Annotated in this window: 6 protein-coding genes and 3 pseudogenes; 6 read left to right on the top strand and 3 right to left on the bottom strand. The window is 45.0% G+C overall.

What is annotated here, in order from left to right; genetic code table 11:
* The first annotated feature begins 15 nt into the window (after positions 1–15).
* A pseudogene (locus BGM23_RS18445) lies at positions 16–1,205 on the top strand (CamS family sex pheromone protein).
* Between the two features lie 161 nt (positions 1,206–1,366).
* A complete protein-coding gene (locus BGM23_RS18440; RefSeq protein WP_003233909.1) occupies positions 1,367–2,377 on the top strand; it encodes a phosphotransferase enzyme family protein in 1,011 nt (336 codons plus the stop codon).
* A 37-nt stretch (positions 2,378–2,414) separates the two neighbouring features.
* Here BGM23_RS18440 and BGM23_RS18435 read toward each other — a convergent pair.
* Together BGM23_RS18435 and opuE are read right to left on the bottom strand one after the other, a co-directional pair.
* Positions 2,415–3,112, bottom strand: a pseudogene (locus tag BGM23_RS18435) (MgtC/SapB family protein).
* Positions 3,113–3,217: 105 nt separating this feature from the next.
* A complete protein-coding gene (gene opuE / locus BGM23_RS18430) occupies positions 3,218–4,696 on the bottom strand; it encodes a proline transporter OpuE (protein ID WP_003233905.1) in 1,479 nt (492 codons plus the stop codon).
* A 413-nt stretch (positions 4,697–5,109) separates the two neighbouring features.
* Between opuE and gatC the strand changes: the two genes are divergently transcribed.
* From gatC to gatB, 3 genes are read left to right on the top strand one after another with little or no spacing between them, the layout of a single operon-like run.
* Positions 5,110–5,400: an Asp-tRNA(Asn)/Glu-tRNA(Gln) amidotransferase subunit GatC gene (gatC, locus tag BGM23_RS18425; protein ID WP_003219442.1), complete on the top strand. Its 291-nt coding sequence runs from the start codon at positions 5,110–5,112 to the stop codon at positions 5,398–5,400.
* Between the two features lie 15 nt (positions 5,401–5,415).
* Positions 5,416–6,873 carry an Asp-tRNA(Asn)/Glu-tRNA(Gln) amidotransferase subunit GatA gene (gene gatA / locus BGM23_RS18420; protein WP_003233901.1) on the top strand — a complete coding sequence of 486 codons (1,458 nt, stop codon included), beginning with the start codon at positions 5,416–5,418 and terminating at the stop codon, positions 6,871–6,873.
* A 13-nt stretch (positions 6,874–6,886) separates the two neighbouring features.
* Positions 6,887–8,317, top strand: a complete 1,431-nt coding sequence (gene gatB / locus BGM23_RS18415; RefSeq protein WP_003219444.1) for an Asp-tRNA(Asn)/Glu-tRNA(Gln) amidotransferase subunit GatB — start codon at positions 6,887–6,889, stop codon at positions 8,315–8,317.
* 14 nt (positions 8,318–8,331) lie between these two features.
* Here gatB and BGM23_RS18410 read toward each other — a convergent pair.
* Positions 8,332–9,202 (bottom strand): annotated as a pseudogene (locus BGM23_RS18410) (TetR/AcrR family transcriptional regulator).
* A gap of 131 nt (positions 9,203–9,333) precedes the next feature.
* Here BGM23_RS18410 and srfP point away from each other — a divergent pair.
* A complete protein-coding gene (gene srfP, locus BGM23_RS18405) occupies positions 9,334–12,492 on the top strand; it encodes a surfactin resistance protein SrfP (RefSeq protein WP_029726608.1) in 3,159 nt (1,052 codons plus the stop codon).
* The last annotated feature ends 86 nt before the right edge of the window (positions 12,493–12,578 follow it).

Raw genomic sequence — 12,578 nt, 5'->3', positions numbered from 1 at the left:
GAGGAGTGTTTTCTATTGAAAAAGACGTTGGCATTGGCGGCAACGGCGGCAGTATTAATGCTGTCTGCCTGCTCGTCAGGTTTCGGGGGGAGAAGGAGGAAGAGATTACGCAAAAGACGGCGAAATCGTCAGAAAAAGCGATTGTCCCGAAATATAATATCTCTGACTCCTATTACAAAATGGTGCTGCCGTTTAAGGCAGGCAAAGCGCGCGGCTTAACAACGGAACAGCTGAATACAAGGCTGGACATTGACGAATTTGAAACAGGGCTGATGCGCCTTGCCCAAGATTCTTTCTCAACTGACGATTATCTGTTCCAAGAAGGACAATATTTAGATGAGGATACAGTATTAAGCTGGCTGGCACGGAAAAAAACGGGCTCTGATTTGAAAAAAGCCGAAAAAGAAGATAAGAACTTCAAAAATGAAGGCTTGAACCCGGCGCTCCCGAGTTCTGGTTCAACAGAAGAAAAGAACGAAAGCAGCCCGATTTATTTAGCATCCATGCTTGAGCACGATTATTTAGTCAGAAAAGACAAGAATTCTATCCAGCTTGGCGGCGTCATGATCGGACTGGCGTTAAACTCCGTGTATTACTATCGTGAAAAAACTGGCGACCCGCAAAAAGAAGTGGAGATTAAGGACAGCACGCTCCGCCAGCAGGGAGAAAAAATTGCACAGGAGGTTATTAACCGCCTCCGTAAAAAAGATAACTTGAAGAATGTGCCGATTACTGTCGCACTCTACAAGCAGGCGTCAAAAACATCGATTGTGCCGGGGAACTTCATCGCCAAAACAGAGGTCAAAGCAGGCTCTACTGATATCTCAAATTGGGATGATATTAATGAAAAATATGTATTCTATCCGGCAGATACAACCACAGCAGAAAAATACCCGGATGACACCGAGGTCTTTAAGCGGTTCAAAAACTCAATTGAAGAATATTTCCCGAACTATACAGGCGTTGTCGGTACAGCGCTGTATGAAAATGATGAAATGAAGAAAATGAAGATTGACATACCAATGCAATTCTACGGAAAAAGTGAAGTTGTCGCGTTTACCCAGTTCTTAACGGGTGAAGTGATGGACTACTACTCTAAGAGCTCAGTTGATGTCGAAGTCAATATCACGTCCTCAGACGGACAGGAAGCGGTCATTATCCGCAATGCCGGAGATAAAGAGCCGACTGTTCACATTTATGACTGATAGAAAACCCTTGTGCCATATTGGCACAAGGGTTTTTATGTTACAATTAACAGGAAAAGGGAAATTGTTTCCGCTTCTGCCGAAACACAAATCAAGGGGAGGTATGTTGATGCTGGAAATCGTGTGAAAACAATCATTATCAAATCTATAGCAATGAAAGGATGTTAGACGTGCATAAAGATATCAAAAAAATATTTCATGAAGAGCAGGTTTTGGCAGAAGCTGCAGCGAGATACGGTTTCTCAAAAGATCAGGTGCGTTTTCTGGCTGATGCGGAAAACTATGTATATGAATGTATGAAAGACAATCAACCTTATATTTTAAAGATTACCCATACGATTCGGAGATCTTCTGATTATATAATGGGAGAGATGGAATGGCTCCGTCACCTTGCAATAGGGGGAATTTCAGTAGCCAAACCGCTCCCGTCGCTGAACGGAAAAGACGTAGAAGCAGTGCCGGACGGAAACGGCGGGTCATTTTTATTGAGAGTGTATGAGAAAGCTCCGGGGCAAAAAGTGGATGAATCGGACTGGAATGAAACGCTATTTTATGAGCTTGGCAGATACACAGGCAGCATGCACAGCCTGACAAAAAGCTACAAATTGAGCAATCCCGCTTTCAAAAGACAGGAATGGGATGAAGAGGAGCAATTAAAGCTGAGAAAATATGTGCCTGAAGATCAGATAAAGGTGTTTCAGCAAGCCGATTCTTTGATGAATGAACTGCGGAGGCTCCCGAAAAGCCAGGACAGCTACGGCTTGGTGCATGCGGATCTGCACCATGGCAATTTTAACTGGGATCATGGCAAAATCACGGCATTTGATTTTGATGATATCGGCTACAACTGGTTTGTTAACGATATTAGCATTCTTCTCTACAATGTCCTGTGGTATCCTGTTGTGCCATATGATGATAAAGCTGCGTTTACAGAAGAATTTATGACGCATTTTATGAAAGGGTACTGGGAGGAAAATGAGCTTGACCCTGCATGGCTGATGATAATACCTGATTTCCTCCGCCTTCGCCATATGCTGATTTACGGATTGCTGCATCAGATGTTTGACCTTAACACAATAGGAGAAGAAGAAAAAGAAATGCTGGCCGGTTTCAGAAGAGATATAGAGAATGGCACGCCGATTACAGCATTTGATTTTTCAGCACTGGTGTAGATAGAAAAAGCCAATGGGATTCCAGTCCCATTGGCTTTTATAATGTATCACACTTCACGCCGACTACGCCTTCAATGGCTTTAATGTCATAGTAGACATCGGTCGTGTATCTGTTTTTATGGACGCGGACCTTCACTTCCATAATTGGAAAATCCTTTTCGCCCAGGTCGTCGATCCGAACGGAGTGTGCTTTGATATCTCTTCTTTTCATTTCTTTTAAAATCTCTGTCATTTTGTCTTTATCAGAAAGCGACATTCTGATGCGGATGTCTTTTTCCTGCAGGCGGTCGGGGCCTATTTTTCTGACCACCCATGGGAGAAATTCCACGCTGATCAGGATGAACAGAAGACTGGCAAACGCTTCTTTATAAAAACCGGCTCCCGTAGCAAGCCCGAGCCCCGCTGCCCCCAGATCATGGCCGATGTCGTCAGGCCGGAAATGACATCATTGCTTTTTCGCAGGATGACACCGGCTCCGATAAACCCGACGCCGGAGATGATTTGTGCCGGCAGACGAAGCGGATCCATCATGATGCGGTAGTATTTAGGGAAATGATATGCCGCATTAATACTGACGATCGTCAGCATGCATGAGCTGACTGCGATGACAATACAGGTTTTTAATCCGAGCGGCTTATTTTTTAATTCGCGTTCAAGCCCGATGACCATGCCAATCAATGTGGCAATGCCCAATTTCAATAAAATATCAGGATCAATATACCAGCTCAACAGCAACTTCCCCCTTCTCTATGGTGTTTTTAAATAAATATGATTTTCTCACAGTATTTATAGCAAAACAAGAGCACAAAAGCCACCAAGCTGCGCTTGATGGCTTATTGCTTACTTTTTGCGTTTTAACAGCTTTTCCATGACACCGAATAATCGGTAAGAGGCTTTTGCAGGACGTTTTGTGATCATGCTGACAATGATGCCGGCAATCATACTGAGAATAAACCCAGGGATGATTTCGTACACACCGGTTGATTTTGCCAGGCCGGTTGTAATCCAGATCAACACGGTCGCAGCCCCGACAATCATGGCAGCAAGCGCGCCCCATTCGTTCATTCGCTTCCAATATAGACTGAGCAGAATCGCAGGTCCGAAAGCTGAACCGAAGCCGGCCCAAGCGTATCCGACCAAATCAAGAATGGTGCTGTTCGGGTTCAATGACAAGAGTACCGCGATAACGGCAATGACTAAGACGGACAATCGCCCGATCATGACCAATTCTTTATCAGAAGCTTTTCGTCTGAAAAATGACCGGTATAAATCCTCTGTTACAGCACTTGCTGTAACCAAGAGCTGTGAGGAAATCGAACTCATGATGGCAGCCAAAATAGCTGACAATAAGAACCCTGTAATTAATGGGTGGAACAAGATTTTAGAGAAGATAATGAAGATCATCTCCGGATCTTTTACAGCAACTCCGAATTTATGGGCGTATGCAACACCGATTAAACCCGTCAGCACGGAACCTAGAACTGTAATGATCATCCAGCTCATGCCGATTCGGCGTGCAGGCTTCAAATCTTTAATGTTTTTAATCGCCATAAATCGGACGATGATATGAGGCTGGCCGTAGTAGCCCAAGCCCCAGGCTAAATAGGAAATAATGCTAATGACGCTCGCGCCTTTAAAAATATCCAATAAGTGTGGGTTAACAGCGCCGATTTCATGGAGAGTCGGAGCAACGCCGCCCACATGGGTAAAAGCAACGATCGGCACAAGCACTAGTGCTGCAAACATGATCGCACCCTGCACGAAGTCAGTCAGACTGACAGCAAGGAAACCGCCAAACAGTGTGTATAACACGACAACTGCGGTGGTCAGAAACAGGCCTAATTTGTAATCCGCACCAAAAGCAGATTCAAACAGCCGTCCGCCAGATACCATACCGGAAGAGGTATACAATGTGAAAAAGATCATGATGATCAATGCAGATACGATTTTCAGCAGTGATGAAGAATGCTGGAATCGTTTATCAAAGAAATCAGGAATCGTAATCGCATCATCCGCCGCTTCCGTATAAGCACGCAGCCTTGGAGCCAGCAGCAAGTAATTTGAGTACGCCCCGATTGTAAGACCTAAAGCAAGCCATAAGGTGGACAGCCCTGTCGCAAACATCGCGCCGGGAACACCCATCAGCATCCATCCGCTCATATCGGCCGCACCGGCAGACAAAGCAGTAACGAATGGTCCGAGGCCTCTTCCTCCAAGCATGTAATCATTGATGTCAGTGGTTTTCTTGAATGCATACCAGCCGATTAACAGCATGGCAATAAAGTAAATTCCTAAAGATATAATAATTTCAATACTCACGTTTTACCCTCTCTTCATTTCTAATAATGTTGCATCACCTCTCAAATTGATGGTGCCAGTTAAGCAGCCTGGCGTAAGTGCAAAACAAAAGAAATTCCTTTGCGGGTGCACTTGGTAACTTAACCTAACAAAGTATTCCCGGCCATTCAAGCGATGAAACCTTGATCATGAGCGGGGAAAACCGTTGCAAACCTAGAAGGGAATAAAGAATAAAACGCTTTCAAGAAATAATTAAAGTAAAAATATTCAGAAAAATATTTCGTTTCTCCTTCTCCTCATTTTAGTATAAAATATATAGGGTATTGTTTCGAAAACACAGGCCTGTCTCAAGGCGTTTTGTTGCTTTAAAGGGCTTGTTTTTGATATGATCAGTATTATATGACTTAACGGAGAAATATGTGGAGGTGGATCATATGTCACGAATTTCAATAGAAGAAGTAAAGCACGTTGCGCACCTTGCAAGACTTGCAATTACTGAAGAAGAAGCAAAAATGTTCACTGAACAGCTCGACAGTATCATTTCATTTGCCGAGGAGCTTAATGAGGTTAACACAGACAATGTGGAGCCTACAACTCACGTGCTGAAAATGAAAAATGTCATGAGAGAAGATGAAGCGGGTAAAGGTCTTCCGGTTGAGGATGTCATGAAAAATGCGCCTGACCATAAAGACGGCTATATTCGTGTGCCATCAATTCTGGACTAAAGGAGGGACACAAGAATGTCATTATTTGATCATAAAATCACAGAATTAAAACAGCTCATACATAAAAAAGAGATTAAGATTTCTGATCTGGTTGACGAATCTTATAAACGCATCCAAGCGGTTGATGATAAGGTACAAGCCTTTTTGGCATTAGATGAAGAAAGAGCGCGCGCATACGCGAAGGAGCTTGATGAGGCGGTTGACGGGCGTTCTGAGCACGGTCTTCTTTTCGGTATGCCGATCGGCGTAAAAGATAATATCGTAACAAAAGGGCTGCGCACAACATGCTCCAGCAAAATTCTCGAAAACTTTGATCCGATCTATGACGCTACTGTCGTTCAGCGCCTTCAAGACGCTGAAGCGGTCACAATCGGAAAACTGAACATGGACGAATTCGCCATGGGATCATCTACCGAAAACTCAGCTTACAAGCTGACGAAAAACCCTTGGAACTTAGAAACAGTTCCCGGCGGTTCAAGCGGCGGATCTGCGGCTGCGGTTGCTGCGGGAGAAGTTCCGTTTTCTCTTGGATCTGACACAGGCGGCTCCATCCGTCAGCCGGCATCTTTCTGCGGCGTTGTCGGATTAAAACCTACATACGGACGTGTATCTCGTTACGGTCTGGTCGCATTTGCGTCTTCATTAGACCAAATCGGGCCGATTACACGTACGGTTGAGGATAACGCGTTTTTACTTCAAGCGATTTCCGGCGTAGACAAAATGGACTCCACGAGTGCAAATGTGGACGTGCCTGATTTTCTTTCTTCATTAACTGGCGACATCAAAGGACTGAAAATCGCCGTTCCGAAAGAATACCTTGGTGAAGGTGTCGGCAAAGAAGCGAGAGAATCTGTCCTGGCAGCGCTGAAAGTCCTTGAAGGTCTCGGCGCTACATGGGAAGAAGTGTCTCTTCCGCACAGTAAATACGCGCTTGCGACATATTACCTGCTGTCATCTTCTGAAGCGTCAGCGAACCTTGCACGCTTTGACGGCATCCGTTACGGCTACCGCACAGACAACGCGGATAACCTGATCGACCTTTACAAGCAAACGCGCGCTGAAGGTTTCGGAAATGAAGTCAAACGCCGCATCATGCTCGGAACGTTTGCTTTAAGCTCAGGCTACTACGATGCGTACTACAAAAAAGCGCAAAAAGTGCGTACGTTGATTAAGAAGGATTTCGAGGACGTATTTGAAAAATATGATGTTATTGTTGGACCGACTACACCGACACCTGCGTTTAAAATCGGTGAAAACACGAAGGATCCGCTCACAATGTACGCAAACGATATCTTAACGATTCCGGTCAACCTTGCCGGCGTACCGGGAATCAGCGTGCCATGCGGATTAGCAGACGGACTTCCGCTCGGCCTGCAAATCATCGGAAAACACTTTGATGAAAGCACTGTATACCGCGTTGCTCATGCATTTGAACAAGCGACAGACCATCATAAAGCAAAACCTGAACTGTAAGGGGTGAAAAGAATTGAACTTTGAAACGGTAATCGGACTTGAAGTCCACGTTGAGTTAAAAACAAAATCAAAAATTTTCTCAAGCTCTCCAACGCCATTCGGCGCGGAGGCGAATACGCAGACAAGCGTTATTGACCTCGGATATCCGGGCGTCCTGCCTGTTCTGAACAAAGAAGCCGTTGAATTCGCAATGAAAGCCGCTATGGCGCTCAACTGTGAGATCGCAACGGATACGAAGTTTGACCGCAAAAACTATTTCTATCCTGACAACCCGAAAGCGTATCAGATTTCTCAATTTGATAAGCCAATCGGCGAAAACGGCTGGATCGAAATTGAAGTCGGCGGAAAAACAAAACGCATCGGCATCACGCGCCTTCACCTTGAAGAAGATGCCGGAAAACTGACACACACAGGCGACGGCTATTCTCTTGTTGACTTCAACCGCCAAGGAACGCCGCTTGTTGAGATCGTATCAGAGCCGGATATCCGCACGCCGGAAGAAGCGTACGCGTATCTTGAAAAGCTGAAATCCATCATCCAGTATACAGGCGTTTCTGACTGTAAAATGGAAGAAGGCTCACTTCGCTGTGACGCCAATATCTCTCTTCGTCCGATCGGCCAAGAGGAATTCGGCACAAAAACAGAATTAAAAAACTTGAACTCCTTTGCGTTTGTTCAAAAAGGCCTTGAGCATGAAGAAAAACGCCAGGAGCAGGTTCTTCTTTCCGGCGGCGTCATCCAGCAAGAAACTCGCCGTTATGATGAAGCAACGAAGAAAACCATTCTTATGCGTGTCAAAGAGGGATCTGACGACTACCGTTACTTCCCAGAGCCGGATCTAGTCGAGCTCTACATTGATGATGAATGGAAGGAACGCGTAAAAGCAAGCATTCCTGAGCTTCCGGATGAGCGCCGCAAGCGTTATATCGAAGAGCTTGGCTTGCCTGCATATGACGCGATGGTTCTGACGCTGACAAAAGAAATGGCTGATTTCTTCGAAGAAACCGTTCAAAAAGGCGCTGAAGCCAAACAAGCGTCTAACTGGCTGATGGGTGAAGTGTCAGCTTACCTAAACGCTGAGCAAAAAGAGCTTGCCGATGTTGCCCTGACACCTGAAGGCCTTGCCGGCATGATCAAATTGATTGAAAAAGGAACCATTTCTTCTAAGATCGCGAAGAAAGTGTTTAAAGAATTGATTGAAAAAGGCGGCGACGCTGAGAAGATTGTGAAAGAGAAAGGCCTTGTTCAGATTTCTGACGAAGGCGTGCTTCTGAAGCTTGTCACTGAGGCGCTTGACAACAATCCTCAATCAATCGAAGACTTTAAAAACGGAAAAGACCGCGCGATCGGCTTCCTAGTCGGACAGATTATGAAAGCGTCCAAAGGACAAGCCAACCCGCCGATGGTCAACAAAATTCTGCTTGAAGAAATTAAAAAACGCTAATAAAAAAGCAGCCCTTAGAGGCTGCTTTTTTTATGGTCAAATTGAGATAAAGACAGAGATGAGGGCCCGAAGCCTTTCAACTTCTTTGTCGTTGGTTCCGGTCAAATTGGACAGCATGCCTTTAATAATCGGCTTGCGCGGTTTATCCTGAGTCAATTCTTCCTCGATAACATCAAGTGACACGGTGATATCCTCGGGCAGCGTGCTGTTTTCTTTCACTTTCTGAATGTCCTCAAGCAGCTGGTCTTTTCCCGCAGGCATCGGGTTGAAAATGTCTTTTGATACAATCGGATTGAGTGCAGAACGGCTCAGCCCCTGTACAAGATCATTCAGTCTCTCAATAATAAAGGCTGAGATTTCTTCTGCATCGATATTAAGCTCACCGTTAAATACCATCACGTTCATATAGGAATGCACAATGCCTCTTGCCATGATGGACAGATCTGCGACATACCGCTCGATTCCTTCGCCATAGGATACCAGCAAGGCGTTCCGGTACAGCTTATCCGTCTCCATGGTTACTTTGTAAAAGTATTGCTTGATTTCTTGATTTTCCGGAATGATATTTTCGGTAAGCAAAAGAACGATAAAATCTTTATGATCGCGAAAATCCTCAAATTGAGCGCCAATTTGCTTTTTTAACACTTCCTTAGGGGGCTTTCCGGCGAGATCTTCTTCTATATTTTTCATTTTGTTCATAGACATACCGATATAATATTCACAGGCAGATAACAGCAGCGCTTCTTTCGATTTGAAGTGCAAATAAAAAGCGCCCTTCGAAATGCCGCATTCACTGGCGATTTCTTGGATCGTCGTAGCTGCGAATCCTTTTTTCGCAAATAAACGAATGCTGGTTTTTATGATTCTCTCTTTTTTTTCATTCATGACGTGCTTCCCCTTAATCCTTGAAAAATTTAGTAAAATTTTCTGGTATATGAGTTGACGTTGTTGCGTTATAACGTTTAGTATTATATAGAATGACCAGTCAGTCAATAAAAAATGTAATGGAGGATATGATGAATCACGTTATTAATTTCGTTCTGAAAAACAAATTCGCCGTATGGCTGATGACGATTATTGTAACGGCAGCCGGCTTGTATGCGGGTATGAATATGAAGCAAGAGTCTATTCCTGACGTGAACATGCCTTACTTGACGATCAGCACGACATATCCGGGTGCGACACCAAGCCAAGTGGCTGATGAAGTGACCAAACCGGTTGAACAAGCCGTGCAGAACTTGGACGGTGTCAGTGTTGTGACTTCGACGTCCTATGAAAACGCATCGTCGGTCATGATTGAATATGATTATGAGAAAGATATGGACAAAGCGAAAACAGAAGCAGCTGAAGCGTTAGAAAACGTCAACCTGCCTGATGACGCGAAAGATCCGGAGATTTCACGCTACAGCTTGAACTCATTCCCGATTCTGACGCTGAGCGTGTCCAGTGATAAAGATAACCTGCAAGAGCTGACGAAACAAGTGGAGGACAGCCTCGTTTCTAAACTTGAAGGCATAGAAGGCGTTGCGTCCGTCCAAGTATCAGGCCAGCAGGTGGAAGAGGTTGAATTCTCTTTCAAAGAAGACAAACTGAAGGAATACGGCCTTGATGAAGATACAGTCAAGCAAGTGATTCAAGGTTCAGATGTGACAACTCCGCTTGGATTGTACACATTCGGAAATGAAGAAAAATCTGTCGTCGTCAGCGGCGATATTGAAACAATTAAAGATTTGAAGAATATGAGAATCCCGACGGCATCTGCTTCAAGTGCAGGCAGCAGCGCAGCATCTCAAGCGGGTGCGCAGAGTGCTCAAGCAGCCCAAAGCGCACAAGCGGCAGCACAGGCGCAGCAAAGCGCAAGCACAGCAGTGCCGACAGTCAAGCTTTCTGACATTGCTACAATTAAAGATGTGAAAAAAGCTGAATCTGTTTCACGCACAAATGGCAAAGACAGCATCGGCATCAATATCGTCAAAGCAAACGATGCGAATACGGTAGAGGTTGCCGACAATGTCAAAGCTGAGCTGAAGAAGTTCAAAGAAGACCATAAAGGCTTCAATTACAGCGCAACTCTCGACATGGCGGAGCCGATCACACAGTCAGTTGACACGATGTTAAGCAAAGCCATCTTCGGTGCTATTTTTGCGATTGTGATTATTCTCTTATTCTTAAGAGATATCAAATCAACATTAATTTCTGTTGTTTCAATTCCATTATCATTGCTGATCGCACTCCTTGTGCTGCAGCAGCTTGATATCACATTGAATATTATGACGCTCGGCGCAATGACCGTTGCCATCGGACGTGTAGTCGATGACTCCATCGTTGTGATCGAGAACATTTACCGCCGCATGAGACTCAAAGATGAGCCGCTCCGCGGAAAAGCATTGGTTCGTGAAGCGACGAAGGAAATGTTTAAACCGATCATGTCATCAACGATTGTGACAATCGCGGTATTCCTGCCACTCGCACTTGTAGGCGGACAAATCGGTGAATTGTTTATTCCATTTGCCTTAACGATTGTTTTTGCGCTTGCCGCATCCCTGGTGATTTCAATCACGCTTGTGCCGATGCTCGCACACAGCCTGTTCAAAAAATCATTAACGGGTGCGCCGATTAAAGCGAAAGAACACAAACCTGGCAGACTTGCAAACATCTATAAAAAAGTATTGAACTGGGCGCTGAGCCACAAATGGATCACGTCTATCATCGCTGTTCTGATGCTCCTTGGAAGCTTGTTCCTCGTACCGCTAATCGGTGCCAGCTACCTGCCGTCCGAGGAAGAAAAAACGATGCAGCTCACATACAGCCCAGAACCGGGTGAAACGAAAAAAGAAGCCGAAAATGAAGCTGAAAAAGCGGAAAAAATCCTGCTTGACCGCAAGCATGTCGATACGGTTCAGTATTCATTAGGCTCTGGCAGCCCGCTTGCCGGAGGAGATTCTAACGGCGCGTTATTCTATATCAAATATGAAAGCGACACACCTGACTTTGATAAAGAAAAAGATAACGTTCTGAAGGAAATCCAAAAGCAATCTGACCGCGGAGAATGGAAGTCACAGGACTTCAGCTCTTCAGGCAATAACAACGAATTAACATACTATGTGTATGGCGATTCTGAAAACGATATTAAAAACACGGTTAAAGACATTGAAAAAATCATGAAAGATGAAAAGGATCTGAAAAACGTAAATTCAGGCCTTTCCAGCACATATGATGAGTACACATTTGTCGCTGACCAAGAAAAACTAAGCAAACTCGGTTTAACCGCGTCTCAAATTTCTCAGGCCTTAATGTCACAAACATCGCAAGAACCGCTCACAACCGTGAAAAAAGACGGCAAAGAGCTTGATGTGAACATTAAGACAGAAAAAGACGAGTATAAGAGTGTGAAAGATTTAGAGAATAAAAAGATCACTTCCGCGACTGGCCAGGAAGTCAAAATCGGCGATGTGGCAAAAGTGAAGGAAGGATCAACATCAGATACCGTGTCAAAACGTGACGGAAAAGTCTATGCGGATGTCACAGGTGAGGTTACCTCTGACAACGTCACAGCCGTATCAGCTGCTATCCAGAAGAAAATTGATAAGCTTGACCATCCTGATAACGTATCGATTGACACAGGCGGCGTATCAGCGGATATCGCTGATTCCTTCACGAAGCTCGGTTTAGCGATGCTGGCAGCAATAGCGATCGTTTACCTTGTGCTCGTGATTACCTTCGGCGGAGCACTAGCGCCATTTGCAATCCTGTTCTCATTGCCGTTCACCGTCATCGGTGCACTTGTCGGACTTTACGTATCAGGTGAAACGATCAGTCTGAACGCAATGATCGGTATGCTCATGCTGATCGGTATCGTTGTCACGAATGCGATTGTCTTAATTGACCGCGTGATTCATAAGGAAGCGGAAGGCCTGTCTACGAGAGAAGCGCTCTTGGAAGCCGGCTCTACACGACTCCGTCCGATCCTGATGACAGCCATTGCGACAATCGGTGCCTTGATTCCATTAGCCCTCGGCTTCGAAGGCGGAAGCCAGGTCATTTCAAAAGGACTCGGCGTCACGGTTATCGGCGGTTTGATCAGTTCAACGCTTCTGACGCTCTTGATCGTGCCAATCGTATATGAAGTATTGGCGAAGTTCCGCAAGAAAAAACCGGGAACAGAAGAAGAGTAAAAAACAAAAAGCCTCAGCTCTGCTGGGGCTTTTGTGCGTTTTCACCTGTAAGATTATGTACATTTTGTTGCGATTTTTTTAACTCA

The sequence above is a fragment of the Bacillus sp. FJAT-14266 genome (genome assembly GCF_001719225.1).
Taxonomy (GTDB): domain Bacteria; phylum Bacillota; class Bacilli; order Bacillales; family Bacillaceae; genus Bacillus; species Bacillus subtilis.
Note: the sequence above shows the minus strand (reverse complement) of the source record. Positions and strands in the feature narration are given on the sequence as shown.